The sequence below is a fragment of the Sulfuriferula multivorans genome (genome assembly GCF_003851125.1).
Classification (GTDB): Bacteria; Pseudomonadota; Gammaproteobacteria; order Burkholderiales; family Sulfuriferulaceae; genus Sulfuriferula; species Sulfuriferula multivorans.
Genome location: NZ_BGOW01000015.1, coordinates 95519 through 122163, shown reverse-complemented (window position 1 = coordinate 122163; position 26645 = coordinate 95519). Strand labels below are relative to the sequence as shown.

Here is a 26645-nt window from a genome sequence, read left to right as displayed (position 1 = left end):
CATGCATGGATGCGACAGGACAGATTGATTAAAATTAGATATTTCGCCGCACACCGAAGGAGTCAAGAGTAATGCCCATATCCGAGCTGCAAGTCCAGACCGCATTGAAAGAAGTGATCGACCCCAACACGCACAAGGACTTCATCACCAGCAAATCCGCGCGCAATATCAAAGTGGATGGCAACGACGTGAGCCTGGACGTGGTGCTGGGTTATCCCGCCAAAAGCCAGATGGAAATCATCCGCAAGCTGGTGGCCGACAAATTGGGTACGCTGGCGGGTATTGGAAAAATCGCTGTCAACGTCAGCTACAAGATTGTCTCGCATAGCGTGCAACGCGGGGTAAAACTCATCCCGGGCGTTAAAAACGTGATTGCCGTGGCGTCGGGAAAGGGGGGCGTGGGCAAATCCACCACCGCGGTCAACCTGGCGCTGGCGCTGGCGGCAGAAGGCGCCAATGTGGGGATGCTGGATGCCGACATTTATGGACCGTCCCAGCCCACTATGCTGGGCATTGTCGGTCGCCCGGAATCCCGCGACGGCAAGACTCTGGAGCCGATGGAAGGTCATGGCCTACAGGCCATGTCCATCGGTTTTCTGATTGATGCGGAAACCCCCATGGTATGGCGCGGCCCGATGGTCACCCAAGCCCTGGAGCAACTGCTTAACGATACACGCTGGCGCGATCTGGATTATCTGGTCGTTGACCTGCCTCCCGGCACCGGCGACATTCAGTTGACGCTGGCGCAGCGCGTGCCGGTCACCGGCGCGGTGATCGTCACCACGCCGCAGGACATCGCCCTGATCGATGCGCGCAAGGGATTGAAAATGTTTGAGAAAGTCGGGATTCCTATTCTCGGTATCGTGGAAAACATGAGCATTCACATCTGCAGCAACTGCGGACATGAAGAGCATGTTTTCGGTGAAGGCGGCGGCGAGCGCATGTCGGCCGATTACGAAATCGAATTTCTGGGTGCGTTGCCGCTCGATATGCGTATCCGCAAAGAGGCGGATTCCGGTACACCTACTGTGGTTGCGGCGCCGGATAGCCGCATTGCGGAAATTTACCGCGACATCGCGCGACGTGTGGCAGTGAAAGTGGCTGAGCAGTCGCAGGACCACAGCGCCGCCTTCCCGAAGATCGTCATTCAAAATACCTGAGTACCGGAACTTATCCAGATGAGTATCAAGTCAGATAAATGGATCCGCCGCATGGCGGAGCAGCACGGCATGATTGCGCCGTTCGAGCCCGGCCAGGTGCGCGAGATGAACGGCCAGAAAATCGTTTCCTACGGCACCTCCAGCTACGGCTACGATATTCGCTGCTCGAACGAGTTCAAACTGTTCACCAACATTAATTCAACGATTGTCGATCCCAAACATTTCGACTCCAATTCGTTCGTGGATGTGGAAGGCGATTCCTGCATCATCCCGCCCAACTCGTTCGCGCTGGCGCGCACTGTGGAATATTTCCGAATCCCGCGCAACGTGCTGACCATATGCCTGGGTAAATCCACATACGCGCGCTGCGGCATCATCGTCAACGTCACGCCATTCGAGCCGGAATGGGAAGGCTATGTGACGCTCGAATTCTCCAACACCACACCGCTGCCTGCGCGCATCTATGCCAATGAGGGCGTGGCGCAGGTCGTGTTTTTTGAAGCGGACGAAGAATGCGAAACCTCGTACCGTGATCGCGGTGGTAAATACCAGGGGCAGAGCGGTGTAACACTGCCGAAAATCTAGGCCGATGTCATTCCAGGCTAGCGCCAAAACCGCCAAGGCAGCCTCGCGCGAGGCGTCGTCCTGGCGGTTTCATTTTTTCTTCCGTGCTGTCTTTGAACAGCCGGTCTTGAGGAGTCAGTAATGAAATTCCGTTTTCCCATCGTCATTATCGACGAGGATTTCCGTTCCGAAAACGCCAGCGGATTGGGTGTTCGGGCGCTTGCCAAGGCCATAGAAGATGAGGGCACCGAAGTGCTGGGAGTAACCAGTTACGGTGACCTGTCCAGTTTTGCCCAGCAACAGAGTCGTGCATCGTGCTTTATTCTGTCGATCGACGACGAAGAATTTTCTTCGCCCAATGCGGCCGATCAGGCCGTAGCCCAGTTACGCACGTTTGTGGAAGAAATCCGCTTCCGCAACAGTGAAATCCCGATTTTTCTGTATGGTGAAACGCGCACCTCGCGACATATCCCCAACGATGTGCTGAAGGAATTGCACGGGTTCATTCATATGTTCGAGGATACGCCCGAGTTTGTGGCGCGCCATATCCTGCGCGAGGCGAAAACCTATCTCGATTCGCTGGCGCCGCCGTTCTTTCGCGCGCTAACCCATTATGCTTCGGATGGCTCCTATTCCTGGCACTGCCCCGGGCACTCGGGTGGCGTGGCCTTCCTGAAAAGCCCGGTGGGACAGATGTTCCACCAGTTTTTCGGTGAAAACATGCTGCGTGCCGATGTTTGCAACGCCGTGGACGAACTGGGTCAATTGCTTGACCACACCGGCCCGGTGGCGGCATCAGAGCGCAATGCGGCGCGTATTTTCAACGCCGACAACCTGTTCTTCGTGACCAACGGTACTTCCACTTCCAACAAGATGGTGTGGCATTCGACCGTGGCGCCAGACGACATCGTGGTGGTGGATCGCAACTGCCACAAGTCCATCCTGCACGCCATTACCATGACTGGTGCGATCCCGGTGTTCCTGACACCGACGCGCAATCACTATGGCATCATCGGCCCGATTCCGCTGGAGGAATTCAAGCTAGAAAATATCCAGAAAAAGATCGACGCTAATCCGTTCGCCCGTGCCGCCAAAGGCAAGCCGCGCATCCTCACCATCACCCAGAGCACTTACGATGGCGTGCTCTACAACGTCGAGACCATCAAATCCATGCTCGACGGCCAGATCGACACGCTGCACTTTGACGAAGCCTGGCTGCCGCACGCCACCTTCCACGATTTTTACCAGGGCATGCACGCCATCGGCAAGAACAGGCCACGCTGCAAGGAATCCATGATTTTCGCCACGCAGTCCACCCACAAGATGCTGGCCGGATTGTCGCAGGCTTCGCAAATCCTGATTCAGGACTCCGAGACACGCACGCTGGATCGCGACATCTTCAACGAAGCCTATCTGATGCACACTTCCACCAGCCCGCAGTACGCCATCATCGCCTCCTGCGACGTATCGGCAGCGATGATGGAGCCGCCGGGCGGCACCGCGCTGGTGGAAGAGTCCATCATGGAAGCGCTGGATTTCCGCCGCGCCATGCGCAAGGTGGACGCCGAATTCGGCGACTCCTGGTGGTTCAAGGTGTGGGGGCCGGAACACCTGGCCGAAGAGGGGATGGGCGAACGCGACGACTGGGTGCTGCGCGCCAACGAACGCTGGCATGGCTTCGGTGACCTCGCCTCGGGCTTTAACATGCTCGACCCGATCAAATCCACCATCATCACACCCGGCCTCGACGTCGACGGCGACTTTGCCGACTCCGGCATGCCTGCCGCCATCGTTACCAAATACCTGGCCGAGCATGGCGTGATCGTGGAAAAAACCGGCCTGTATTCGTTCTTCATCATGTTCACCATTGGCATTACCAAAGGCCGCTGGAATACCATGCTGACTGCGCTGCAGCAGTTCAAGGACGATTACGACCGCAACCAGCCGCTATGGCGCGTACTGCCGGAATTTATCGCCAAATACCCGCGTTACGAGCGCATGGGGCTGAAGGATTTGTGCGATGCCATTCACGGCATCTACAAGGCCAACGACATCGCCCGCCTCACCACAGAGATGTATCTCTCCAATATGGAACCGGCCATGAAACCCAGCGATGCCTTTGCCAGGATGGCGCATCGTGAAATCGACCGGGTGGAAATCGACAAGCTCGAAGGCCGCATTACCAGTGTGCTGCTGACACCCTATCCACCAGGCATTCCGCTGCTGATCCCGGGCGAGCGCTTCAACGCCACCATCGTGCGTTACCTCAAATTCGCGCGCGATTTCAATGAACGCTTCCCTGGCTTCGAGACGGACATTCACGGGCTGGTGAAGGGAGAAACGGACGGCAAGCCGGTTTATTATGTGGATTGTGTGCGCTAGCGCCGGGACCCATGCGCTGATTCCGGCGAGAAAAACCTGAACCTTGTGCAAAACCTTGCGCAGCAGGCGGTGGCTTTTCAGGGGCTTTAAGCCCGGTGACTGGTAATTGTAATGGGAATGTCACCGCTACCATCACGACGGCGTTGCCATTGTTTGCTCCACCATGGCGGCGTACAAACGACAAACCCTGCCGAAGCAGGGTTTTGTTGTGGTGGGCTGTTTATCTCAATCGCGCCGACGTCGACTGAATCCGAGTCCCACGAGTCCGAGTCCCAGCAGCGCCAGCGTGGCTGGCTCGGGTACGGTAACGGGGGCGGGTGGAAGAAAGGCGACCTCCGTGCCAACACCTGGTGTAGTTATCACATCAAGGCCGCCACTCAAGCCATTGCCCAAGCAAACGCCGGAGAGGCTGTTTTTCTGCAATGTCACGGCACCAGTACTCGCCAAGGCTCTACCGCAAAGATCTGTTGCGGTGGTGTTAAAGGAGATGCTGGCGAGCGCGAGAATATTCCCCAAGAATGTACTGTTTACATCAATGGTCGCGGAGCTGGCGACATTCCAATACACGCCGGCACCTGAACCGGTATTGATCACGTTCACAACCGAGTTGGGCGAGGTGATCAGCGAACTTGCCATCTGGAAAACCCAAGCCGCGTTGGCATTGCCCCCGCCGTCTAGAGTGAGCGCCCCCGACAAATTGGTAACTCCATAAGGAACTGTATAGACGCCCGGAGCGAGGGATCCTGCAAGGGTCAGATCCGAAGCCAATAGGGTACCTGCACCCAGAGATCCAAGATTAGTTATTGCGGCGGTGAGTTGAGTCTGAGCCGACTGCGCGACCGCAGTAGTTGCGTGAACCTGCCCTCCAGTCACCTGTGGGTCCGACACTGCAACGCCGGGTGACGAGTTAAAGCCAGTGATCGAGCTGCCTGCGTAGACACCGACATTTCCGACGATGGTGCTCGTCGGGACATTGGTCACCGTCGAGGCACCCAGAACCGTAAAGCTCGCCAAATCCGAACCCAACAATGGCGTCGCCAGTGCCGGGGAGGCGCCGTAAAGCGCTCCGATCACTGCCAATGACAGTATCGACAAATATTTTGGTGTTTTCATCACTGCGCTCCTAAAGCATTATTTGTTATGCATCTTTAAAGTTCTGCCAAAATGGCGAAATCTCGCTTTATCTAGCGTGTGAACACGGGAAGTTAAGGCACAGGTGCAAGAACCGCACTAGCGTTATTGAACTGATAAGCAGATCTAAGCAAGAATTATGCAACATATAGCAATATATTGATTTAAGAATGATTTGTTATTTTTTGCGGGAGGGAACGGATGCAACGTGTAAAGGATGCCGACGTGGGTGATGTGTGCAGCATTCGTTCTTGAGCAACCCCAATGCTATTGGCAATCCTGGATTAAATAACCCGCTGCGGACGAAAAATCCGGGTGTCAGCGTAAAAGTCCGGATGCTCACTGGCGGGGGTTACACCTGGAATACCCAATAGCGGCAGTGGCGGAAACTGTGCCGGTGTTTGCGGCGGGGTTGCCAACAGCTGTTGAGCCAGCAAGGCATCCAGTTGTAGACGTTGCCGTGCGGCATCCAGCGCAAAAAATTCATTTGGGACCAAAACAGGCACGCACTTGCCCGTCATCGACGGATAGGGGGACAGCGCTTTTTCATGGAGCGCATGGCCAATCAGATAGAAGCGCATGGCAGCACGCACGGTTGCGCGTTGCCGGACAAACAAATCGTTCCAGTCTGCATGCGCCAGCTTCTCCCACAGTACAGATTCGGAGTAAGCCACGACCACGCCGCTCTCGTCCAGCAAGGTCAGGGCATCACGCAGTCGGCTGCGCACGGACGACACCCCGGCGCGGATATGCAATGCGTTGAATGCGGCCTTGGTGTGTGGCCAGTTGAGCCATACCAGTGCGTTGAAGAAGTCGTGCCAATTGCGACTGCGAGTGGGGACAATGCCGCTGTTGTGGATGGTCGTTTCGTAAGCCAGCGCCGGGCCGGGGGTATGGCCGGATACGAAGTGAATGGGCAGGCCGTTGGTGTTGACCACACTACGCTCGGCTGCAAGCCGTGTAAGCGTGGCCGTATCCGGCCAGTTCACCGGTGTGGTCAGCACTGTCGGCAGAGGCAGCAGTGAATCAAAGAGTGAAGAATGGGCTGGCCAGCCGGGTAGCCAAGTGTGGGCGTTATTTTCGATAGCGATATTTGAGTATCAGAATTACAAGTGCCAGCACCATGGTGACCGCGTTGGCCAGCGTGACTGGCAGCGAGCCGATCTGAATGCCGAATACCATCCACAGCGCCACCCCAATAGTAAAAATCAGGAACATGCTGATGGAAATATCATCGGCTTTTTTGCTGCGCCAGATTTTGATCACTTGCGGGATAAAAGCGACGGTAGTGAGTGCGCCGGCGAGCAAGCCGATCCAGTCATGGGCAAGCATATGGGTCAGTGCAATGCGTTGACGAGCAGAGGGCGGTATTGCGTTGTGAGAGGATGCGCGGCACCCAACAGATCAAACAGGCTGACCAGGCCACGGCGGCCAATATCCTGACGAAAGCTGCGGTCGCGGCGGACGATTTCCAGAAGCTCGACCATGGCGTGACCCATATCATCCGCCACCAGGCACTGGGCAGCGAGCTGGTAGCGTGCTTCCAAGTCATTGGCGTCCTGTGCGATGCGTTGCACCAGATCAGCTGGTGGCGGTGCGACATGCGCAGTGAGAATAAAATCGAGATGGGTGATCAGCCGGCTTATTTCGGCATCCTCTCGTAGCGTTGGTGATAAAGCTGTGAGCAAGTCGTGCGCCTGCTGTAGCTCGCCGCCGGACATCAACAGCTTTGCCAGATCGGCGGGAATGCGCGGATTGTCCGGGTCGGCAAGAGCTGCCTCCACCAGTAACATGCGTGCGGCGTGCTCATCGCCGTGTTGCCGGCTGGTGAGTGCACGCACGTGGATGGCGTCGTTGTCGCGGGCGATAAAACGGTCCAGCACTTTACGGAATTCGGCATCCGGATCAGCACCGTGGATGGTGTGAACGACCTGGCCGTGGCGGAAAAACTTTACCGTGGGCACGCTGGTGACGCCGTATTGGCGGGCTATGTGGCCGAGTTCGTCGGTGTTGACCATGACCAGCAGGAATTTGCCGTTGTACTCGGCGGTGAGCTTGACCAGGCGCGGCATCAGCAGCATGCAGGGGCCAGCCTTGGGTGTCCAGAAATGCACCATGACCGGGCCTTTTTCAGAATTACCCAACACCAGCTGGGAAAAATTTTCCCGGGTGGCATCCATCACAAAACGTGAGTCCGTCATGATTGACTACACGCGCTTCAATAGCACGCCGTTGTTAAGCCAGGTGGCCCATTGTGCGTGGTGGGATACGTCTACGCCGTTCGCTTTTGCCATTTGTTGCAAGTGGGTTTGCAAGTCCTGCAACAATTCGGAATCCATCAGGGGGGGATTGTCTGGCAGCGCGGCGTGCAGGCAGAGATAGACAAGCTTGAGTTCGTCGAGATTGTATTGAGTGAGCAATTTCATGGTACAGGCGGCAAACAGGGGAAGCTTATTAGCCTACCACCAATAGCCAGGGTAGTGTGTATGCCAGGGATCGTACCAGGGATCATGCCAATAGGACGGTGGTGACGGCAATGGGCGGCTGGTAAGCACTAATTTCGCACCCAGCACCAGCGGCGAGTGTGTCCGCTGAGCGTTTATTTGCAGGGTACCGGTGATTTTCAGCCAGCGCCCCGGCGCAAATTTTGCAGGATCGTAGTAACCAAAAGCGCAGGCCTTGAACTGACCTGTCGCACCTGCCTGCATGGCGCCGTAGGCATCGTAAGGGCCATTCAATTCAAAGCAGGTATCCGTATCCTCGCGATAAATGGCAATGATCCGTCCCAGCCATTCCACCCGGGGGCCGGTAGGGTCGAAGTCGGCGGCCATTGCGGGTGCCGCCATCAGCATGACCAGGGCAATTCCCAACAGGGTAATGGCTTTATTCAGTGCCATGGCAATATGGACCGTCTGTCGCCGGGCTTGTTCATTGGCACGCTTTAACGCACACTTGAAGACGTTTATATGAGACATGCATCATGCACAGCGCGCAACAAATCCTGTCTTTCTGGTTCGATGGCGATGCGCCGGCACAGCAGCGGCGCTGGTTCGGCAAGGATGAACTGACCGATGCGCGGATGCGGGATGAATTCCTGGCGGATTATCAGGCCGCGGCAGACGGACAGCTTGCCGACTGGCAGGAATCCGCCCCATCCGGTCTGGCCTTGGTGATCCTGCTAGACCAGTTCCCGCGCAATCTGTTTCGCGCAATGGCCCAGGCTTTTGCCACCGATGCGCAAGCGCGGTATATCGCTCGCGACATCATTGCACGAGGTCTGGATAAGGTGCTGCCTCCGCGCCAGCGCATGTTTGTCTATCTGCCTTTCGAACACAGTGAGATGATGGAAGATCAGTTATATTCAATTCCCCTGTTTGAAGGCCTGCGCGATGCGGAAGGCATGGCGGAAGCGGTGCGCTATGCGTACCTGCACCATGAGGTGATCGCCCGTTTTGGGCGTTTCCCGCATCGCAATGCGATTCTCGGCCGCACCAGCACGGTTGAAGAGCTGGTTTTTCTGGAGCAGCCGGGGTCTTCCTTCTGACACGTTATAGTGACATCATTTTCAAACGACACGGCCAAACATGACGATGAGTGATACCCCTGTTTCCATTAGCTTTCATCCCCGTGAAGATAACGGTCCGGTGCTCCGGCACTGGCAGACCTTTCCGGGCAATTTCAAGGGACTGGTGACCCAGCCTGCCGAACTGGATTGCGGCGACTATGATCTGGGCGGTGGCTTGGTGGTGGAGCGCAAGTCCGCTACCGATTTCAGTCTGGCGATTATGGACAAGCGCCTGTTTGGCGAAGTAGGCAAGCTCAAATCCAGCTTCGATCAACCGATATTCATCATCGAGGGCGATCTCTATGGCGGGCGTTTCCATACCGATCCGGTGGTGATTCGCGAGGCCATTGCCTGGCTCACGGTGGGTGAAGGCGTGCCGCTGGTACCCAGCCCCGGTGCCGAATTCAGCGCCGAACTGATGTATACCATGGCCAGTCAGGCACAGCACGGTATCGGTCACCCGATTGTGATGCGCAGCGGCAAGCCGTTCGATCCGGTAAATGGCCAGCGTTATCTGGTGGAGGGATTGCCGGGCATCAACGAGAATCTGGCGCGCGCATTGCTCGATCGTTTTGGCAGCGCGGCAGCAGTATTCGCCGCCAGTGTGGATGCCCTGGCCGAAGTTCCCGGCATCACCCCGCAGGCAGCCGGGCGTATGCGCAAGGTGCTCGACGCACACTGGCCGGGAACGCGTGCATGAGCAACACCCCATTCCGTTTTGCTCATTCCGGTCTCGGGCAATGGATGGAAGCTGCCGAGGCGTGTTTGCGCGGATTGCAGCCGGTGCCTGCGGCTGCCAATCTTGGTTTTGTGTATGTGACCGACCTGTATGCTAACCGGCTGCCGGAGATTCTTGACTACCTGGGTGGCCATAGCGGCGTAGCGCACTGGGTGGGGTCGGTGGGTATCGGAGTGTGCGCGACGGCGCAGGAATACCTGGACGAGTCGGGCATGGCGGTGATGCTGGGCGAGTTTCCTGCCGACAGTTTCCGTGTGTTCGGCAACGTGACCGAACTCGCGCAGCTCAGCGAACAGGCAGGCGGCTTCGAAGTGGGTGAGCGGCCTGCGCACTATGCGCTGGTGCATGGCGATGCACGCAATGCCGAGGTGCCCGATCTGGCCGCAGCGCTGGCGGCGCGGATGCAGAGCGGTTTTGTTACCGGCGGCATCACCAGCTCGCGCTTTCAGTCGTACCAGGTGGCGGATAGCGTCGTGCACGGCGGCTTGTCCGGGGTGATGTTCGGCGAACAAGTTCCGGTGATGACGCGCCTCACCCAGGGTGTGACGCCGATTGCGGCGCCGCATCTGGTTACTGCCAGCCAGGAAAATATACTGGTTTCGCTTGATGGCCGCCCGGCGCTGGATGTGCTCAACGAAGATATCGGCGAAATTCTGGCGCGTGACTTGAGTCGTGCCGCAGGCTATATTTTTGCTGCACTCACGGTTTCCGGCTCGGATACGGGCGATTACCTGGTGCGCAATCTGATTGGTGCTGACACGAATGAACGTCTGGTCGCGATCAGCGAGGTGGTACCAGTCCAGGGGGAGGTGGTATTTTGCCGTCGTGATGCCGGCGCAGCGCGCGAGGATATGCTGCGAATGCTCGGCAACATTAAACAGGCGATCACTGCACCGCCTCGCGGGGCAGTGTATTATTCCTGTCTGGGGCGGGGTGCGGGTTTGTTCGGCGCCGATTCTGTTGAGCTCAAGCTGATCCGTGAGGTGCTGGGTGAATTTCCTCTGGTTGGATTTTTTGCCAATGGAGAAATTTCGCATGACCGACTGTATGGCTATACCGGCGTGCTGACATTATTTTTATAAAGAGGGATTACATGCTGAATACACAAAACCACCAGGAAACCGCAATGCTGCGCGATGAGGTAGAAATGCTCATGCGCGAGCGCGATACACTACTCCGTGTGACAGGTGCTGCCGCCGCATTCGTCGCCGAAATCGACAGCTCCAGCCTGGCAGCAGAAACCCTGCAAGCCGCAGAAGTACTGGCAGAAAGCCTCAATCACCTATCAGAAGACACGTTGCGCGAATCGCTGGAAGCGGTTAAAGCACATATTGATGCGATGGCGTAGCGGCGTTTGAATTAGGTCGTCGCTTCAGAATCGCCGCCAACTATAATTATCCATGCATCCGAAAGTGCCCGCCTTGGGCATGCGATAAGCCATGCAAAAATTCTGGATACCGTCTGAATCTGTTTCCGGTATGCGCCTGTTGGCCGGCATGCTGGGTCTTGCTGCTGCCTATGTTTTAGCCGCACGGCTTGGTTTCTGGATGGCAGGCTTCATGCATCCCGGCGTTAGCGCCATCTGGCCTGCCAGCGGCGTGGCGCTGGCGGCATTAGTGCTGTTTGGCAGGCGTTTGTGGCCTGGTCTTTTGCTGGGTGCGTTTATCGCCAACTGGATCGATCTGCAGTGGTCCGCCGCCCTGGTAATCGGTGTGGGCAATACGCTGGAAGCAGTACTGGCAGTGTGGCTGCTCAATCGTTTCGACACCTTTCACTCCAGCCTGGAGCGCGTGCGCGATGTAATCAAGCTGGCCTTGTTCGCTGCACCGATTGCCTGCCTGGTGGGTGCTGCGGTGGGCATGGTCGCGTTGGCGATGGCGGGTCAGTTGCCTGACGAACAATTGTGGCGGATGGGATGGAACTGGTGGCTGGGCGACATTAGCGGTTTCCTGTTGTTTGCGCCGCCGATCATGGTGGGTTGGCACGCCTGGCGATCGGGTAAATATTCAGCCCCGTCTGTCGAGACAGGGGCAGTGCTGGCGCTCATGCTGATATTGACCAGCTTGCCTATCATCGGTTTGGATATTCCTCCCGGTCTCAATGGCGGGCATTACCTGCTGTTTGTTTTTGTGATCTGGGCGGCATTGCGCCTGGGGCTGCTTGCCACGACGCTGATCACCTTGTGTGCGGCAGTGTTGGCCATTGCGCCTACGCTGATGAACAATGGCGCGCTGGTTGATTACGTTGCCTATCCGCTACTGGTGAATTTGCAAATCATGTTGATCATGATTGCGCTGTCCGGTCTGCTGGTGGGTGCGGCAATTGCCGAACGCAAGCTTGCCGAGTGGCGCCTGGATCAACTGGCACGCTTCGATCCCTTGACCGGACTTGCCAACCGCGCGGCATTTCAGGAGTATCTTGATCACGTCACAGCACATGCCCAGCGTCATGGGGGTAATGTGGCGCTGCTTTATCTCGATCTCGACCACTTCAAGAATATTAATGACACGCTCGGCCATCAGACTGGCGACGAACTGTTACGGATTGTTGCGGCGCGCATCAAGGCTGGCGTGCGTAACGAGGACTACGTTGCCCGCTTGGGCGGGGACGAGTTCACCGTGCTGGTCGTTGGCAATCAGGCTGCCCGCGCTGCCGCTTCGGTTGCACAAAAAATACTGGAAACGCTGAACGAACCGATCAACCTGCTCGGACGGGATTACATCATGTCTGCCAGCATAGGCATCAGCGCGTTGCGTGGTTCGGTCACCACTACGGGTGGTACGACTGTTCTGGATGATGCTCAGGAGCTAATGCGCCAGGCTGATACTGCCATGTACCGTGCCAAACGGCAGCATGGCGGGTTTCTGTATTTCAATTCGAGCATGAATGTCGCCGGTAAACGCCAATTGTCGCTGGAAAGCGGTTTGCGTCGCGCACTGGAACATCACGAATTTGAGCTGTATTACCAGCCCAAAATTCATATTGTCAAGGACCATATCACGGGAGTTGAAGCCCTGTTGCGCTGGCGCCACCCGCGTAGCGGCATTATTGGTTCGGATCGATTTATAGCAGATATCGAAGCCACCAACCTGATTGAACCGGTAGGGGAGTGGGCGCTGCGCGCGGCCTGCCAGCAAATGGCGACCTGGTGCCGTGCGGGGCTGAACGGCCAGCGCGTGGCAGTGAACCTTTCCGCGCGCCAGTTTGCTCAGCCTGATCTGTTGCTGGTGGTCGATCAGATACTGCAGGAAACAGGTTTGCCAGCCAGTAAGCTGGAACTCGAGATTAGCGAAACTACCGCCATGAGCAACGCCAGCCAGGCCCTGAAAATCCTGACGGCATTCAAACAGCGTGGCGTGCATTTATGCATTGACAGTTTTGGAACCGGCTATTCCAGCATGAGCTATCTCAAGCGCTTCCCGATCGACGCGATAAAAATAGACCAATCCTTTATTCATGCGCTGGAAAGCGATAATGATGCAGCTACCGTAGTCTCAGCCATAATCCAGCTTGCCCATAGCATGAATATCATCGTTATCGCAGAAGGCGTGGAAACGACCGGGCAACGCGATTTTCTGGTGCAACATGATTGCGATGAGATCCAGGGATTCTTGTACAGCATGCCGCTGCCTGCCGAAGATTACGCCGAACTATTCGGACAGCACGCCCAGGCCTGATGTCTATCATGACCAGGCGTACCGTGTACGGACTGGAGGGTGAGTTTAACCCCCGAAATTGGTGGTGTCTTTTACCACTTTCTGGCCCGCATTCACCCAGGCTTCAAACCCGCCTGCCACGGATACCGGTTTGGCATAACCCAGGCGTTGCAGGCTGAGAGCGGCTAGTGCAGAGCGGCCACCGGTTTTGCAGTACAGCAGGAGTTCGACGTCCTTGTTGGCCAGAGCCGGGTGATCGCTGGTTTTGAATTCCAGCACGCCACGTGGAATGTTCACTGCATTGGGCAGGCACCCGGCATCGAATTCGGCCGGTTCGCGCACGTCTATCACCACGGCACCTGCGCTAATGCGCTGGGCAGCGCTGTTGGCATCGATTTCCCCGATCTGGGCCTTGGCTTCTTCGACGAGTTGTTGAGGCGTCATGCTCATAGGGTTTCTCCTGTAAAAAATCAGTGTTGATTGCGCATGTGGTCGGCCACTTTGGCAAATGCGGCAGACAGTTCGTCGCGCAGTTGCTGATCCTGGACCACCTCATGCAACGCCGTGTTCATGCATAGCAGCCACTGGTCACGCTCGGACGCGCTGATCGCAAACGGCAGATGGCGGCGGCGTAGCATGGGGTGGCCATATTCTTGCACATACAACTGCGGGCCGCCCATCCAGCCGCACAGAAACTTGAACAGCTTGTCTTCCGAACCTTGCAGATCCTCGGCGTGCAGCTTGCGAATGCCGTAAGACTCGGGCAGTTCATCCATGATCTGGTAGAAGCGTCTGACCAATGACCGTATCTTGTCTGCCCCGCCAATATGGTCGAAGTGGCTGGTGGGCGTCGTGGTTTCAGCTTGCATGGTTCTTCCTGTTTGTCTCTGCGTCGGTAAGTGGCCGTAGCGGCATCACTCACTCAGGCGTGGATGGGTAGCATCATATTTATCCTAGAAAAAGCAGTTGTCCACGAAAAACACAAAAAGCACAAAAATATTCAAAGCGATAACAAGCTGTAGATCATCACCCAATGGGTGAATGACTTAAATCAACCTAAAAACCGCGATTCAAGCCACAGAGAACACAGAGATGAAAGGGTTTCCACCTATTTTTCCGCTTCACCTGATGGGTGCAGCCAATATTTACGGCAACCAATGGTTTTTGCGAGTTGGGCGACAAGCCGCCCATCCCTGCGAACCCCGTTGCCTCTGTGAACTCTGTGTTCTCTGTGGCTAACTGATTTTTTCAGGATCAATGCAATATATTGATTTGTTTCGTGTCTTTCGTGTCTCCCGTGGGGAAATCGCCGTTTTTAGGTTTATTGGGCAGCCGATATTATCCTGCTTGTGCTGGATGATGGCGAGCACACATAGCGCATTGAGACACTGAAGACTGCTTTAAGGTTCTATGCGGGCGTTGGGTTGCGGCGTTACCCCCGCGTTGAGTCCGGTGCATCCTTTTCCCGTCGGCTCGTTTAGCGGGTCAACTGGGCATACAGCAGCGGCAGTCTGGAGGGCAGTTCCGATGGTTTGTGGATAATGATGAAATTGTTCTTGCCGAAAATATGCGGCAGGTATTCGTGAGCTTCCTGGTCGACGGTCACGCAAAACGGACGCAGGCCCTGCTGCCTTGCTGCGATCAGTGCCTTGCGCGTGTCTTCGATGCCATAACGGCCTTCATACAGATCGGCGTCGTTGGGTTTTCCGTCGGTGAGCAACAACAGCAGGCGCTCGCGGGCTTTTTGGCGCCCCAGGATTTCGGTGGCATGGCGGATGGCTGCACCCATGCGGGTGTAATACGCCGGGCTGATGCTGTTGATGCGGCCGCGCACGGTGTCATCGTAAGGCTCATTGAAAGTTTTCAAGGTATGGAAGCGCACATCGGTGCGTTGTTGGGAACTGAAGCCATACAGCGCGAAGCGGTCGCGGGTTACGGACAATGCCTCGGAAAAAAGGAACAGGCTGTCGCGGATGACATCGATTACGCGCCGTTCTTCGCCTACCCATGCCTCGGTGGATAACGACAGGTCGGCCAGCAGCAGGCAAGCCAGGTCGCGCTCGCGCTTGCGCTGGTCCAGATAAAAACGGGTTTCTGCACCCGCATTGTGGGCGAGGTGGCGGATATAGGGATCGATATCAATGTCGTTGCCTTCGGGTTGTGCCTTGAGGCGCAGGCGAACCGGTAGCAACGCGCCGAACTGTCGCCGCAGGCGTTGCTGGTCGCGCTTCAGATGCTCGGGAAGCGCGCATGGTTTGGCATCCGTCAGGGGAATCGTGTTGACCCGGCATCGGTCCGCTTTCAGGGTGTGCGTTCTGTAGTCCCACTCGGGCAGCATCCTGTTTCCGTCCAGAGGGGTGTCATCACCCTCTGCCACGGGTAGATCGAGGGTCATGCTGAGCTTCTTGGCAATGTTCCTGCGGTCCTGCGCGATAGCGATCACATCCAGATCGTCCGCCGCCTGGGCGAGATCCTGATCCTCGTTTTCCTTGGTTTCATGTTCGACTTTCGCGTATTCGGTCCAACTGAATATCGATTCGGGCCGGAAGATCAGAAGACCGCCTTTGCGCTCCGGCATTTCCGTGTGTTCGGCCAGCCGGCGTTTTTTATCCGACTGGAGCGCGCTCGCCGCCTGGGAAGGCTGATCCGGTGATTTATCCGGGTGCGGCTTTTTGCCTTTGGCGGGCAGTTCGGGGCGCAGCCACAGCAAGACGGGATGGGGCGGACGCCGCGCAGCGGGGAGCGCCGCGACGCTGCCCGGTTTGCGCAGCGCGGCACGGATCGCCTGTTCCTGTTGCGCTTCATCCGGGGCCAGCTTGCTGATTGGCGGGCGGCGCGCGATCTCTGCTTCCACCAGCCGGCCATAGCTTGCTGCCAGACCTGGGTAGCCTCGGGTTATCGTGAGTACGGCGGCCTGGTTTCTGGCCAGCCACGGCAGATGTGGCTGCGGATCGACGGCGCACAGGGCTGCCAGCCAGAAATACAGATCGCGGTTCAGGCTGGTTGCGGGAAAGGCATCGATTAGCGGAGGCAGCTGCAGCGCCTGACGATCCACCCAGGCGAGATCCACCTTGCGCGCGCTGCCGGCCAGACGCTCCAGCAGCGAACGCCTGGCGCCGTGGAGCGTTTGCGCCCCCGCCTGCACAGCCACACCGTGGTCTCCGCCAAGGGCGCGGAACAGCAACGCGGCATCACGGGAGACGCTGGCCAGCTCGACCGCAGCTTCTGGAAAGCGGCGTGCGGCCAGGCGGTTAATCAACCGGTGCCAGGCGATGCCGACCTGTTCTTCCATGGCCTGACCCTCAGTTTCCGAAAATCGCGAGGACCACCACCATCAACGCGCGGGTGATCTCCGGCTCGTCGGAAAGGCATTCCACTATGGCCGCGCGGCATGCCACCTGCGGGTCGCAGCCGCCGGCAATCAGCTTCGCCGCGTCGACGATCAGGCGCGTGCCGGGCGCTTCTTCCAGGTCGTGATCGGCGGTACTGCGCAGGGCGTTGGCGAGGGTGACGAGACGCTTGGCGGTGGCGGGGTCGACGCCAGACTCCGTTGCCACGATTTCGGCCTCGCGCGCGGCTTCCGGAAAGCCGAAGGCGAGGGACACGAAGCGCTGGCGAGTGCTGGGTTTCAGACCCTTGAGCAAATGCTGGTAGCCGGGGTTGTAGGAGACGACGAGCATGAATTCCGGCGGCGCCTCCAGTATCTCTCCGGTACGGTCGATGGGCAGAATGCGGCGGTCGTCGGACAGCGCGTGCAGCACCACCGTCGTGTCCTTGCGCGCTTCCACCACCTCGTCCAGATAGCAGATGCCGCCGTGACGCACTGCCTGGGTGAGCGGGCCGTCGGTCCAGTAGGTGCCGGAAGCGTCGATCAGGTGGCGGCCCACCAGGTCCGAGGCGGACAGATCGTCGTGGCAGGATACGGTATACAATGCGCGCCCGAGTCGCGCCGCCATGTGTTCGACGAAGCGCGTCTTGCCGCAACCGGTCGGGCCCTTGATGAGCACCGGCAGACGGTTCCGATAGGCGAGTTCGAAGACGGCGATCTCGTCTCCGGTCGGCGTGTAAGGCGGGATGAGACCGGGCACTCTGACGGCCCGGGCGATCGAGGTAACTGACATGGGAAAGCTCCTTGATTAAGCGGTGAGATAGGCAATGGCGATAAGGCCGCCGACAGCGGCCAGATACGCGGCCATGACCAGGCGCCACACCGGGCGCACACGGCGCAGGCCCATGAAATAACTCACCACCAGTTGCCCCTTGACGAGCGTGAGTGCCAGCACCGCTGCCATGAGTACCTGGCTTGGGGCATTTGAACCCAGCTCGAAAGTGATCGTGGTGAGCCCGAGCAGCACCAGCCAGGAGGCGGTGCAGGGTCTTAACGGAATGGTTTGAAGCAGTTTCATCGGTCGTCCTTTCAATGAATGACGTAAACCAGCGCAAACAGGATGATCCAGACCAGATCCACCATGTGCCAGTAGGATCCCCCGGTCTCCACGCCGGTGTGGTTTGCAGCGCTGTAGCGCCCGGCATAGGCTTTGTAGGTGACCACGGCAAGGATCGCCATGCCCATCACCACGTGCATGAAGTGAAAAAACGTGAGGGCCAGGTAGAACATGTAAAACAGGTTGGTGGAAAGGCTGATGCCCTGCGCGAAATCCTGGTGGAATTCCACCAGTTTCAGTACCAGAAACATCCCGCCCAGGCCGAGCGCGGCAGCCAGCCAGTTACCACAGGCCGTGCCGCGTCCCGCCTTGATCGACTGGGTTGCACGCGCTACGAAATAACTGCTGGTCACGAGGATCAAGGTATTGGCGAAGCCGTAAGCGCGGTTGAGCGTGAGTTGCGAAGCGTTGAACAGCTCCACGTGGGTGCTGCGGGCAAATGCATAGGCGCCGAAAAGCACGCCGAAAACCACGAGCTCGGCGAAGATGAATATCCAGATTGCGAAATCCCCGGGCAGGGGCTGCGCGGAATCGACGCTGGCTTCAGTATGCATGGTGGATCACCCTGAAATGGACGGGACCGCAGTCCCGCCGTGCTTTGCTCAGGCGGCCAGGGCCTGTTTCATTTCGCTGGCGTATTCGTATTCACCCGCAATGAAAAAGCTCCGCAGATAAACCAGCAAGCCGATGAAGAAGCCGACGCCGGCGAATTCGCGCACCCAGAAGAACACGCGTGCCTTGTCCTGCACCTGCATGAATGGCATTGGGTCGTCCGCGGCGCGTTGCAGAATGACCGTTACGATACCTGCGCCGGTGAGGGCAAGGGCGATGCCCAGCATGCTGAGCACCATGATCCAGAATCCCGCTATTTCCCAGCGCTGGGCGGCAGCGCTGTTTGCTGTCCGCCCGCGCAGCAAAGGCATCGCATAGGAAATGATGGCCAGGGAGATCATTGCATAGGCACCGAAGAAAGCCAGATGCCCGTGAGCCGCAGTGAAATTGGTTCCGTGCATATAGTATTGGGCCGGCGCCAGGGTGATCATGAAGCCCCACAAACCAGCGCCGAGAAAGGCCATGATCGGCGTGCCGAGCGCCCACAGCATGGCGGCCTTGTTCGGGTGTTCGCGGCGGCGCTGCAACAGCATCTTGAAGGAAAAGGCGATGAGCAGTATGAACGGGATGGGCTCGAGGGCGGAAAAGATCGAGCCGAGCCAGATCCAGTACGAGGGTGCGCCGGTGTAGTAATAATGGTGTCCGATCCCGATGAGGCCGGAAATCAGCGTCATGGCGACAATGATGTAGAGCCATTTTTCCACGATCTCGCGGTCCACCCCGGTCATTTTGATCAGAATGAAGCCGAGCAGGGCGCCCAGGATCAATTCCCAGTCTCCCTCGACCCAGCCATGCACGACCCACCACCACGCGTAGCTGGCTTTCACGGTGTCGTGCGGGAAGTAAAAGGCGGGCAGGAAAAGCAGCGCCAGACCCCACAGGCTGCCCACCAGAATCAGGTTAATGGAAGTCTTGCGCCCCTTGATCAGGGTCATGGTCACATTGAACAGCAGTGACAACGCCACCAGTACGATGCCGATCTTGGTGGGCAGCGGCTGCTCCAGGTAGCCACGGCCCATGGTGGGCAAAATTGCGTTGCCGGTTATTGCCGCCAGATGAGCATAATCCACGAAAAGATAAGCGACTATCGTCAGCGCTGCGGCGATGAGAAACACCCAGAAAGTGACCAGCGCGAGTCTGGGGCTGTAAAGCTCGGTTTGCGCCTCTTCCGGAACGATAAAGTAAGCGGCGCCCATGAAGGTCATCAGCAGCCATACGATCAACAGGTTGGTGTGGCTCATGCGTGTAACATCGAAGGGCAGCTCCGGGAACAGGAACGTTCCGTGCAAATACTGCAGCCCGGCGATCAGCCCGAACACGATCTGCCCGACAAACAAGGCCAGCGCGGCGATGAAGTAGGGTTTAGCCACCTTTTGAGACTGGTATTTCATGATTTTTTCCTTTTTCATTGCGGGAGAATGGAGTCCAATCAACCTTGGATATTGGGCGGCCAGTTGTTGGTGTCGATGTTGGAAAGCCATTGCAGATAGGCCACGAGATCGTCCAGCTGATTCTGGGTGAAATGGAAATTGGGCATCTGCCTTCTTCCCGGCACTCCCGTGGGTTGAGCCTCTATCCACGCCTTGATGAATACTGGACCCCTGCGTTTGTAGACGTTGGCGAGTTCCGGAGCGAAATAAGCACCTTCGCCATTGACGGTATGGCAGCCGATGCAATCGTTGCTGTCGAGTAAATACTTGCCGCGCAGCACGGCGGATGTCATTTTGTCCGCGTGGTCCCGTTCCGGGATGCGCTGCCAGGTGTCGTAGCTGAGCGCCAGATAAATGGCGAGAAAAAATACCGCGCCGCCGAGAAAAATGTTGCGGGCCATCGCTTTGGTGAAGACTTGTTGCATGTTCGGCTCCTTGGGCGTTGAAAAAAGATGTGTAGTTAAACTGTATTTCAAATACATCTATTGTTCCTTGACCTAGGTCAAGCGGGACTGAATTGTCGAATGGAAGATCAGGGATAGCCTTGACGGTGCGGCCAATAGGGCGATGCGAATACGCTGAAAGACCAGGCTTTGGCGGCCCGGCCGGATTCATGTATCTGCTGTCGGTTTTACGCTAAGAGGGGGAACGAGGAATGAAAAGGCCGAATTGCCGGGGCATGCCTCAATCGCCCTGGATTTGGCGATTTCGGCTATCGCATTGCCCGACAAAAGAGGCCACACTGTCCGGCCTGATGTTGCTGCGCTTATTGCGGCACTGCTTCAACTTTTACCCAGATACTGCCCTGGGTAGAGTTGTTGCTACTGGCATGGCCAAGCAAATTCCTGTCTTGCTGATTTCCTTGCGTGTCAGTGCCGCCAAGTTGCGTCCATTCGCCTAGCCGGGTGGCGATTGTCGTGTATTGTCGTTGCACGTTGATTGCACCATTGGCCGCCGGGCTATCCATCTGCGGGCTGATTTCCAGCGTCACGCGCTGGCCATGGAGATGCGGCGTGGCGTAAAAACCGCTGCCAATGTCGCGATATACCGTGCTGTCCGAAATAATCGCCCCGCTGGGCGACAGATAGACTTGATGCAATAGCATGGGCAGCGATACGCCGGCCTGAATATAGGCGCGCCCGCCATCGGCTACTCGCACGATCTGGCTGACTTGTTCTCCGCGGTTGTGCTGGTGCTCGTCCAGTCGCGCGTCAACCCTGCTGTTGCCGCTGCGGATACGGGCATTGAGGCCATCGTGACCAGAAACGGGTTGATCCAGCTGTAGCGAATCACCGCGGTCAATGTGGCCACCGACAGCCAATTCGCGCTGCTGGCTGTTTTGCTGGCGGTGCTGGCTGACATAAATCAGCAACTGGCGTACCGGTTTGTCGAGTGCCACAAGCGCAGCTTTGATCTGCGCGCGATTGGCGCTGGAGGCGCGCAAGATAATCTGGTCGTGGACGCCGGTCAGCACGCCGCCGGGTTCCAGTAGCGGGCGCAGTGCCGGCAGTACTTCGTCCGCACTGCGGTTTTGCAGGGTGAGAACTTCCATCCCGTTGGCCAGCGCCAGTGTTGGTAGCAGGCATATCAAGACCAAGACCCGATACAGCTTACGCACGCTATTTCTCCAGTGATTCTTTTTCCATCAATAGATAGGTATTGTAGGCATTAGGACGGTTGGCCTGTGCGAAAGCCGGCAGTTTGGCGTATTTTGACCAGTCGGTACGAGCGTAGGCTTCGTCAAATGGCACCAGGTCGTTCACCGCTTTACCCATCGTGGTCCGTACGTAATTGAGATAATCGCGGGTCAGGGTCAGATCGGTCAGCGGCGTCTTGGAAACCGTGCCATGTCCCGGTACCAGCACGCGCGGTTTTAGTGCGATGAGCTTGTCGAGCGATGCCAGCCAGGCCCTGCTGTCGGCGTCGCCGATGAAGGGCACGCGGCCCTTGAAGACCAGATCGCCCGCATACAGCACGCCATCTTCCTGCACCAGCATGGCCATGTCCTCGGCAGAGTGAGCCGGGCCGACAAAACGCAACGCAAAATGAATGCCGCCCATCTCGAAGTCGGCATCGCCGTCCAGCCATTTGTCGGCCGGCGTGAGACGTGTATTTTCATCTACCCACGGGAACAGCACTTCCTTGCGTTGCGCCAGGCGGGCAGCCGCAGCCTCGGTATTGATCGCACCTTGACCGTTTTTGTGAGCCCATACCTCGGCACCCAGCTCCTTGAATACCTGTGTGCCGTAATAGTGGTCGGCATGGTAGTGGCTGATGATGACGCGTTTGATCGGTTGCGTGGTGATCTTGCGGATTTGTTTGATCATCTCCGCTGCCAGGGAGGGTGTGCCCAGAGTGTCGAATACCACCACGCCGGCTGGCGTGACGACAAACCCGGCGTTGGACATGTAGCCTTCGTTGGCTGAAGAGGCGGCCCCGGATAGCCCCTGCACGTAATAGCTATGCGCACCCACTTTGATCGGTGTGACCTTGACGCCGACAGCGGCATATTGCGCGCCATATGCGAACGTAACGAGGCAGCTCAGGAATAGCGCGGCGAGTATTTTCATGGGTGTATCCTCCTTGTATTGTCGTGCTTTTTGGGTATTGTACGCGCGACAGCAGACGCCACGGTATGGTATCTTCCCACCGTGTAAACAGCTTCATTAAGGATATGTTTTGATCAAGAAAAATTGGCTGCCTTTCGTGCTGGCTTTCGTGTTGCCGATTGTGCTGGTGTTCTGGTGGTGGGGCGGATTCAACCGGGCGACGATAGTGCAGACAGTGGCTGGCCCCTATCATTATGTCTATGCCGAACACATTGGCGATTACGGCAAGATACCCGACATTCAGATCAAGGTTGCCGATGCGCTGCGCGCCCAGGGCATTACGCCGGGCGCACCCATTACCATTCTCTACGACGATCCGCGCACCACGCTGAAAAGCGCTCAACGCGCACACGTCGGCTATTTGCTGGGCCGCGGTGTCGCCATCAAAGCGCCGCTGCAAGTGGGCGATATTGCTGCACGGCCGGTGCTTGAGGCCCGCGTGCAGGCCAGCATGTTGCTGGCGCCCAGTACCGCCTACCAGGCATTGCACGATTATCTCAAATCCGGCGGCAAGGATATCCGGATGCCTACGGTGGAGATTTATGTGCCAGGAAATTCCATCAACCAGATGGGCGTGCTCACTGTGGAAATGCCGATTTAACCAGCAGGCGGCACGATGACATTCTTCTCTCTGCTGGCCGCCTTGCTCCTTGAATACTTCCGGCCGCTCGGCCACCCGCTGCCGCATTACCAGGCATTCTGGCGCTATGCCCAATACATCGAACGTCAGCTTAATACCGGGCAATACCAGCATGGCGTGTTTGCCTGGCTGGTGACGATATTGCCCGTGCTGATCACGGTGAGCGTGGTGTATTTCCTGCTGGGAGCCGTAAGCCCCCTGCTGGCCTGGGTGTGGAGCGCATTGGTACTGTATGTGACGCTGGGTTTCAAGTATTTCAGCAAAGTCGGCGAGCGCATCGCGCGCGCACTGGAAGCCGGCGACCTGGACGCGGCGCGTATGGTATTGGCCGAATGGCGCGGCCTGGATGCCAGCGAGCTGAATGCCGACGACATTGCCCGGCTCGCCACCGAACGCACGCTGGAGAGTGCGCATCGGCAGATGTTCGGGGTGATTGTATGCTTTGTGCTGTTGTCGCCGTTGGGGCCGGTGGGCGCAGTTCTGTTTCGCCTGGCGTCGATTCTCGGTCGCAAATGGGGTGTTGCAAACAGCGAAGGGCGGTTCGGTGAATTTGCTGCACGCGCCTATTATTGGATCAACTGGATTCCGGTACGACTTACCGCGCTGAGTTTTGCCGTGGCGGGTGATTTCGAGGACGCAATGTACTGTTGGCGTACTCAGGCGCAAGACTGGCCGGATGCCAGCGAAGGGATTGTGCTGGCCAGCGGCGCAGGGGCACTCGGGGTGCGCCTGGGGCTGCCGATCAGCGCTGCGGGCGGATGGCTGCAACGTCCCGAGCTTGGCCTCGGCGACAGCGCCGATGCGCAATACCTGAACAGCGCAGTAAGCCTGAGCTGGCGCGTACTCGGTTTGTGGCTGCTGGCATTACTGCTGATTACTTTGGCCAAGCTGGCGGGATAAATTTTGCTGAACGCAATCTGGATCGGGTTTTTTCTCATTGCGTTTGTTTTCGCCACCGTCAATTTGGTGTTTTTGGGTCAGGCCGACAGTTTTGCGCTGGTAATGAAAGCAGCATTCGACGCGGCCAGGAACGGCTTCGAAATTGCTCTGGGGCTGACCGGCGTGATGGCGTTGTGGCTGGGCGTAATGCGTGTCGGCGAGCGTGCCGGATTCCTGCAAGGGCTGACCTGGCTGCTGGCGCCGCTGTTTCAGCGCCTGTTCCCCGACGTACCGCGCAACCACCCTGCCCTGGGCGCCATCACCATGAACATGGCGGCCAACATGCTGGGGCTGGACAATGCGGCTACGCCGATCGGCATCAAGGCCATGCAGGAATTACAGACGCTCAATCCGGACAAAAAAACCGCTTCGGACGCGCAGATTCTGTTTCTGGTCATCAATGCATCCTCGGTCACGCTGCTGCCGGTGACCATCTTCACCTACCGCGCCCAGGCCGGGGCGCACGACCCCACGGATGTGTTCATTCCCATCCTGATCGCCACCTATTGCTCGACCATGGCGGGCTTGCTGGCGACGGCGTTTTACCAGCGCATCAACCTGCTCGATCGTGTGGTGCTGGGTTATCTTGCCGCGATCAGCGCCGCGGTGTTCGGACTGGTAGCGTATTTCGCGCACCTGCCGGCGGCGGAGATGTTGCGCCAGTCGGCGCTGGTGAGTAACGTATTGCTGTTCGGCCTGGTCACGCTGTTCATCGGCGGTGCTGCGGTGCGCCGGGTCAACGCCTACGAAGCGTTTATCGAAGGCGCCAAGGACGGTTTTCATACCGCCGTCACCATTATCCCGTATCTTGTTGCGATGCTGGTGGCGATTGCCGTATTCCGCGCCAGCGGAGCGCTGGATTTATTGATGAATGGCATACGTAGCGGCGTGGTCATGCTGGGCTGGGACACCCGTTTCGTCGATGCGTTGCCGACGGCGTTGATGAAACCTCTGTCCGGCAGCGGTGCGCGTGCGATGATGATCGACACCATGCACACCTTCGGCGCGGATTCTTTCGCCGGACGTCTTGCTTCGGTGATCCAGGGCAGTACCGAAACCACTTTTTATGTGCTCGCTGTGTATTTCGGAGCGGTCGGTATCCAGCGTGTGCGCCATGCGGTCGTCTGCGGCCTGCTGGCGGATCTGGGCGGACTGGTCGCAGCGATTGCAGTGACCTATCTGTTTTTCGGGTAGCGGGTTAGCGCAGAGGATGTTGAGGTTTTTCTCAGTAAGCTCTGCGGCGAATTTTTTCTGAGATTGATGTGGTGAAATGAACGAATATTCAATCCTGGCGGCAGTGGATCTGGGTTCCAACAGCTTCAAGCTGCAGATGGCGCGGGTGGTGGACAGCCAGATTTATCCGCTGGATGCGCTCAAGGAACCGGTACGGCTGGCGGCGGGCGTGGATGCGAATAAACATCTCGATGCAGCCTCTCAGCAGCGCGCACTGGATTGCCTGAAACGTTTTGGCGAACGTCTACGCGATCTGCCGCGCGGCGCAGTGCGCTGTGTGGGTACCAGCGCGCTGCGCGTCGCGGAAAATGCACAGGAATTTCTGGAACAGGCGGAAGCTGCACTGGGCTACCCGATCGAAGTAATTGCCGGACGCGAAGAAGCACGCCTGATCTATATCGGCGTTGCGCACAGCCTGCCGGCCAGCAACCAGCCAAGGCTGGTGGTGGACATAGGTGGCGGTTCCACCGAATGCATCGTCGGCAAGGCTTACACTCCGCGCCTGATGGAGAGCCTGCACATGGGCTGCGTCAATTTCACCCAGCGTTTTTTCCCGGGCGGACGCATTGACAAACATGGCCTCAAGCAGGCCGAACTCACGGCCCGCGCCGAAGCACAGACCATCGCTGCCAGCTACGCCGGACAATGGCGCGAAGCGGTAGGGTCGAGCGGTTCGGCACGGGCGCTGGCCGACATTTTGATGCAGAATGGCTGGGCCGAAACCGGCATCACCGGCGCAGGCCTGGCGGCGTTGCGCGCCCAGATGATTCGCGCCGGCAGCCTGGACAAACTCGAGTTACCCGGCCTGAAACCCGACCGCAAGCCGGTAATCGCCGGGGGCTTTGCCATCATGAGCGGCGTGTTTGCCGAATTCGGGATCGAGCATATGACCGTAGCAGAGGGCGCCCTGCGCGAGGGTGTGCTGTACGACTTGATGGGGCGTTTCCATCATCGCGACATGCGTGTCGCTACGGTGGAGCAGTTCATGCGCCGCTATCATGTGGATACCCGCCAGGCAGAGAGGGTGACCGCGCTAGCCGTCAGGCTTTTCGACCAGTTGCAGGCGGATGCGGCGACCGGCACGGCCAACCTGCGCGCATTTTTGCAGTGGGCGGCACAGCTGCATGAAATCGGTATTTCGATTGCCCACTCCGGCTACCATAAACACGGCGCATATATCCTGGCCAACGCCGACATGCCGGGTTTTTCGCGCATGGATCAGGCGCTGCTGGCACGTCTGGTGCGGGCGCAGCGCGGTAGCCTGAACAAGCTGCCTGAATTCCAGCACGATAGCCCGGAGCCGGCCGATCCAGCGACACGCCACGCGGTACTTGCGCTGCGCCTGGCCGTGCTGTTCTACCGCAGCCGTGCGGATGTGGCGCTGCCCGAACTGCGTCTGGGGTGCCGCGATCCGGCATGCCAGCTCTCCCTCGCGGCAGAGTGGCTGGCGGATAACCCGTTGACGGCGACTGCGCTGGAAGAAGAAATGGAAGATTTGAAGGCAGTCGGAATAAAACTGACGTATCCCAGCTGAAACGAG

At 57.9% G+C, this 26645-nt stretch carries 28 protein-coding genes; 12 read left to right on the top strand and 16 right to left on the bottom strand.

Translation table 11 applies throughout. From position 1 onward, the window contains the following. Positions 1-71: 71 nt before the first annotated feature. The 3 genes from apbC to EI185_RS08975 all read left to right on the top strand — a co-directional run bounded on the left by apbC (position 72) and on the right by EI185_RS08975 (position 4106). Complete coding sequence (gene apbC / locus EI185_RS08985; protein WP_124704802.1) at positions 72-1160, top strand: iron-sulfur cluster carrier protein ApbC; 1089 nt, start codon at positions 72-74, stop codon at positions 1158-1160. Positions 1161-1178: 18 nt separating this feature from the next. Further along, positions 1179-1745: a dCTP deaminase gene (gene dcd / locus EI185_RS08980; protein WP_124704801.1), complete on the top strand. Its 567-nt coding sequence runs from the start codon at positions 1179-1181 to the stop codon at positions 1743-1745. A 120-nt stretch (positions 1746-1865) separates the two neighbouring features. Continuing rightward, complete coding sequence (locus EI185_RS08975) at positions 1866-4106, top strand: arginine/lysine/ornithine decarboxylase (protein ID WP_124704800.1); 2241 nt, start codon at positions 1866-1868, stop codon at positions 4104-4106. Between the two features lie 225 nt (positions 4107-4331). Here EI185_RS08975 and EI185_RS08970 read toward each other — a convergent pair whose 3' ends face one another. From EI185_RS08970 to EI185_RS08945, 6 genes are all read right to left on the bottom strand, one after another. Beyond that, positions 4332-5219: an ice-binding family protein gene (locus EI185_RS08970; RefSeq protein WP_124704799.1), complete on the bottom strand. Its 888-nt coding sequence runs from the start codon at positions 5217-5219 to the stop codon at positions 4332-4334. A 302-nt stretch (positions 5220-5521) separates the two neighbouring features. Then, positions 5522-6241: a DUF3025 domain-containing protein gene (locus tag EI185_RS08965; protein WP_189836347.1), complete on the bottom strand. Its 720-nt coding sequence runs from the start codon at positions 6239-6241 to the stop codon at positions 5522-5524. A gap of 70 nt (positions 6242-6311) precedes the next feature. Further along, positions 6312-6569 (bottom strand): SemiSWEET transporter, encoded by a 258-nt coding sequence (locus EI185_RS08960; protein WP_124704797.1) that lies wholly within the window; start codon positions 6567-6569, stop codon positions 6312-6314. A 5-nt stretch (positions 6570-6574) separates the two neighbouring features. After that, positions 6575-7438 carry a tetratricopeptide repeat protein gene (locus EI185_RS08955; protein ID WP_124704796.1) on the bottom strand — a complete coding sequence of 288 codons (864 nt, stop codon included), beginning with the start codon at positions 7436-7438 and terminating at the stop codon, positions 6575-6577. Positions 7439-7444: 6 nt separating this feature from the next. Next, the gene (locus EI185_RS08950) at positions 7445-7663 is read right to left on the bottom strand and encodes a hypothetical protein (protein ID WP_124704795.1); all 219 of its coding nucleotides are present in this window, start codon (positions 7661-7663) and stop codon (positions 7445-7447) included. Positions 7664-7696: 33 nt separating this feature from the next. Beyond that, a complete protein-coding gene (locus EI185_RS08945; RefSeq protein WP_189836346.1) occupies positions 7697-8134 on the bottom strand; it encodes a Slp family lipoprotein in 438 nt (145 codons plus the stop codon). A gap of 83 nt (positions 8135-8217) precedes the next feature. Between EI185_RS08945 and EI185_RS08940 the strand changes: the two genes are divergently transcribed. The 5 genes from EI185_RS08940 to EI185_RS08920 all read left to right on the top strand — a co-directional run bounded on the left by EI185_RS08940 (position 8218) and on the right by EI185_RS08920 (position 13218). Then, a complete protein-coding gene (locus tag EI185_RS08940) occupies positions 8218-8781 on the top strand; it encodes a DUF924 family protein (protein ID WP_124704793.1) in 564 nt (187 codons plus the stop codon). A 46-nt stretch (positions 8782-8827) separates the two neighbouring features. Beyond that, the gene (locus EI185_RS08935) at positions 8828-9502 is read left to right on the top strand and encodes an ERCC4 domain-containing protein (protein ID WP_189836345.1); all 675 of its coding nucleotides are present in this window, start codon (positions 8828-8830) and stop codon (positions 9500-9502) included. Next, positions 9499-10623 (top strand): FIST signal transduction protein, encoded by a 1125-nt coding sequence (locus tag EI185_RS08930; RefSeq protein WP_124704791.1) that lies wholly within the window; start codon positions 9499-9501, stop codon positions 10621-10623. Before EI185_RS08935 ends, EI185_RS08930 begins: the two co-directional genes overlap by 4 nt. An 11-nt stretch (positions 10624-10634) precedes the next feature. Beyond that, a complete protein-coding gene (locus EI185_RS08925) occupies positions 10635-10889 on the top strand; it encodes a hypothetical protein (protein WP_124704790.1) in 255 nt (84 codons plus the stop codon). A gap of 91 nt (positions 10890-10980) precedes the next feature. Next, entirely contained in the window at positions 10981-13218 is a 2238-nt protein-coding gene (locus EI185_RS08920; protein ID WP_124704789.1) for a putative bifunctional diguanylate cyclase/phosphodiesterase, read from the top strand. 45 nt (positions 13219-13263) lie between these two features. Here EI185_RS08920 and EI185_RS08915 read toward each other — a convergent pair whose 3' ends face one another. From EI185_RS08915 to EI185_RS08870, 10 genes are all read right to left on the bottom strand, one after another. Further along, positions 13264-13647: a rhodanese-like domain-containing protein gene (locus EI185_RS08915; protein ID WP_124704788.1), complete on the bottom strand. Its 384-nt coding sequence runs from the start codon at positions 13645-13647 to the stop codon at positions 13264-13266. Between the two features lie 20 nt (positions 13648-13667). Further along, a complete protein-coding gene (locus EI185_RS08910) occupies positions 13668-14066 on the bottom strand; it encodes a group II truncated hemoglobin (RefSeq protein ID WP_124704787.1) in 399 nt (132 codons plus the stop codon). A 608-nt stretch (positions 14067-14674) separates the two neighbouring features. After that, positions 14675-16489 (bottom strand): nitric oxide reductase activation protein NorD, encoded by a 1815-nt coding sequence (locus tag EI185_RS08905; RefSeq protein WP_124704786.1) that lies wholly within the window; start codon positions 16487-16489, stop codon positions 14675-14677. 10 nt (positions 16490-16499) lie between these two features. Beyond that, a complete protein-coding gene (locus EI185_RS08900) occupies positions 16500-17318 on the bottom strand; it encodes a CbbQ/NirQ/NorQ/GpvN family protein (RefSeq protein ID WP_124704785.1) in 819 nt (272 codons plus the stop codon). Between the two features lie 15 nt (positions 17319-17333). Then, positions 17334-17603 (bottom strand): cytochrome C oxidase subunit IV family protein, encoded by a 270-nt coding sequence (locus EI185_RS08895; protein ID WP_124704784.1) that lies wholly within the window; start codon positions 17601-17603, stop codon positions 17334-17336. Between the two features lie 11 nt (positions 17604-17614). Next, complete coding sequence (locus EI185_RS08890) at positions 17615-18196, bottom strand: cytochrome c oxidase subunit 3 family protein (protein WP_124704783.1); 582 nt, start codon at positions 18194-18196, stop codon at positions 17615-17617. A gap of 48 nt (positions 18197-18244) precedes the next feature. Further along, positions 18245-19645 (bottom strand): cbb3-type cytochrome c oxidase subunit I, encoded by a 1401-nt coding sequence (locus EI185_RS08885; RefSeq protein ID WP_124704782.1) that lies wholly within the window; start codon positions 19643-19645, stop codon positions 18245-18247. A gap of 38 nt (positions 19646-19683) precedes the next feature. Next, positions 19684-20166 (bottom strand): c-type cytochrome, encoded by a 483-nt coding sequence (locus EI185_RS08880; RefSeq protein ID WP_306308275.1) that lies wholly within the window; start codon positions 20164-20166, stop codon positions 19684-19686. A 284-nt stretch (positions 20167-20450) separates the two neighbouring features. Beyond that, complete coding sequence (locus tag EI185_RS08875) at positions 20451-21302, bottom strand: hypothetical protein (protein ID WP_124704781.1); 852 nt, start codon at positions 21300-21302, stop codon at positions 20451-20453. Between the two features lies 1 nt (position 21303). Continuing rightward, positions 21304-22254 carry an MBL fold metallo-hydrolase gene (locus EI185_RS08870; protein WP_124704780.1) on the bottom strand — a complete coding sequence of 317 codons (951 nt, stop codon included), beginning with the start codon at positions 22252-22254 and terminating at the stop codon, positions 21304-21306. A 109-nt stretch (positions 22255-22363) separates the two neighbouring features. On the opposite strand from EI185_RS08870, the gene EI185_RS08865 reads away from it, so the two are divergent. From EI185_RS08865 to ppx, 4 genes are all read left to right on the top strand, one after another. Then, a complete protein-coding gene (locus EI185_RS08865) occupies positions 22364-22894 on the top strand; it encodes a hypothetical protein (RefSeq protein ID WP_124704779.1) in 531 nt (176 codons plus the stop codon). Positions 22895-22909: 15 nt separating this feature from the next. Next, on the top strand, positions 22910-23833 hold the full coding sequence (locus EI185_RS08860; RefSeq protein WP_124704778.1) for a CobD/CbiB family protein: 924 nt from the start codon (positions 22910-22912) through the stop codon (positions 23831-23833). Positions 23834-23836: 3 nt separating this feature from the next. Further along, entirely contained in the window at positions 23837-25066 is a 1230-nt protein-coding gene (locus EI185_RS08855; RefSeq protein ID WP_124704777.1) for a spore maturation protein, read from the top strand. Positions 25067-25142: 76 nt separating this feature from the next. Continuing rightward, entirely contained in the window at positions 25143-26639 is a 1497-nt protein-coding gene (ppx, locus tag EI185_RS08850) for an exopolyphosphatase (RefSeq protein WP_124704776.1), read from the top strand. Positions 26640-26645: the final 6 nt, after the last annotated feature.

Bases quoted from the DNA above. Each gene is read 5' to 3' on its own strand.
- EI185_RS08880 (WP_306308275.1), bottom strand. From the start codon at position 20,166: ATGTATTTGAAATACAGTTTAACTACACATCTTTTTTCAACGCCCAAG.
- EI185_RS08870 (WP_124704780.1), bottom strand. From the start codon at position 22,254: ATGAAAATACTCGCCGCGCTATTCCTGAGCTGCCTCGTTACGTTCGCA.
- EI185_RS08935 (WP_189836345.1), top strand. From the start codon at position 8,828: ATGAGTGATACCCCTGTTTCCATTAGCTTTCATCCCCGTGAAGATAAC.
- EI185_RS08940 (WP_124704793.1), top strand. From the start codon at position 8,218: ATGCACAGCGCGCAACAAATCCTGTCTTTCTGGTTCGATGGCGATGCG.
- EI185_RS08860 (WP_124704778.1), top strand. From the start codon at position 22,910: ATGACATTCTTCTCTCTGCTGGCCGCCTTGCTCCTTGAATACTTCCGG.
- EI185_RS08970 (WP_124704799.1), bottom strand. From the start codon at position 5,219: ATGAAAACACCAAAATATTTGTCGATACTGTCATTGGCAGTGATCGGA.
- EI185_RS08915 (WP_124704788.1), bottom strand. From the start codon at position 13,647: ATGAGCATGACGCCTCAACAACTCGTCGAAGAAGCCAAGGCCCAGATC.
- apbC (WP_124704802.1), top strand. From the start codon at position 72: ATGCCCATATCCGAGCTGCAAGTCCAGACCGCATTGAAAGAAGTGATC.
- EI185_RS08950 (WP_124704795.1), bottom strand. From the start codon at position 7,663: ATGAAATTGCTCACTCAATACAATCTCGACGAACTCAAGCTTGTCTAT.
- EI185_RS08890 (WP_124704783.1), bottom strand. From the start codon at position 18,196: ATGCATACTGAAGCCAGCGTCGATTCCGCGCAGCCCCTGCCCGGGGAT.
- EI185_RS08885 (WP_124704782.1), bottom strand. From the start codon at position 19,645: ATGAAATACCAGTCTCAAAAGGTGGCTAAACCCTACTTCATCGCCGCG.
- dcd (WP_124704801.1), top strand. From the start codon at position 1,179: ATGAGTATCAAGTCAGATAAATGGATCCGCCGCATGGCGGAGCAGCAC.
- EI185_RS08905 (WP_124704786.1), bottom strand. From the start codon at position 16,489: ATGGAAGAACAGGTCGGCATCGCCTGGCACCGGTTGATTAACCGCCTG.
- EI185_RS08895 (WP_124704784.1), bottom strand. From the start codon at position 17,603: ATGAAACTGCTTCAAACCATTCCGTTAAGACCCTGCACCGCCTCCTGG.
- EI185_RS08975 (WP_124704800.1), top strand. From the start codon at position 1,866: ATGAAATTCCGTTTTCCCATCGTCATTATCGACGAGGATTTCCGTTCC.
- EI185_RS08925 (WP_124704790.1), top strand. From the start codon at position 10,635: ATGCTGAATACACAAAACCACCAGGAAACCGCAATGCTGCGCGATGAG.
- EI185_RS08910 (WP_124704787.1), bottom strand. From the start codon at position 14,066: ATGCAAGCTGAAACCACGACGCCCACCAGCCACTTCGACCATATTGGC.
- EI185_RS08900 (WP_124704785.1), bottom strand. From the start codon at position 17,318: ATGTCAGTTACCTCGATCGCCCGGGCCGTCAGAGTGCCCGGTCTCATC.
- EI185_RS08960 (WP_124704797.1), bottom strand. From the start codon at position 6,569: ATGCTTGCCCATGACTGGATCGGCTTGCTCGCCGGCGCACTCACTACC.
- EI185_RS08945 (WP_189836346.1), bottom strand. From the start codon at position 8,134: ATGGCACTGAATAAAGCCATTACCCTGTTGGGAATTGCCCTGGTCATG.
- EI185_RS08920 (WP_124704789.1), top strand. From the start codon at position 10,981: ATGCAAAAATTCTGGATACCGTCTGAATCTGTTTCCGGTATGCGCCTG.
- EI185_RS08955 (WP_124704796.1), bottom strand. From the start codon at position 7,438: ATGACGGACTCACGTTTTGTGATGGATGCCACCCGGGAAAATTTTTCC.
- EI185_RS08930 (WP_124704791.1), top strand. From the start codon at position 9,499: ATGAGCAACACCCCATTCCGTTTTGCTCATTCCGGTCTCGGGCAATGG.
- ppx (WP_124704776.1), top strand. From the start codon at position 25,143: ATGAACGAATATTCAATCCTGGCGGCAGTGGATCTGGGTTCCAACAGC.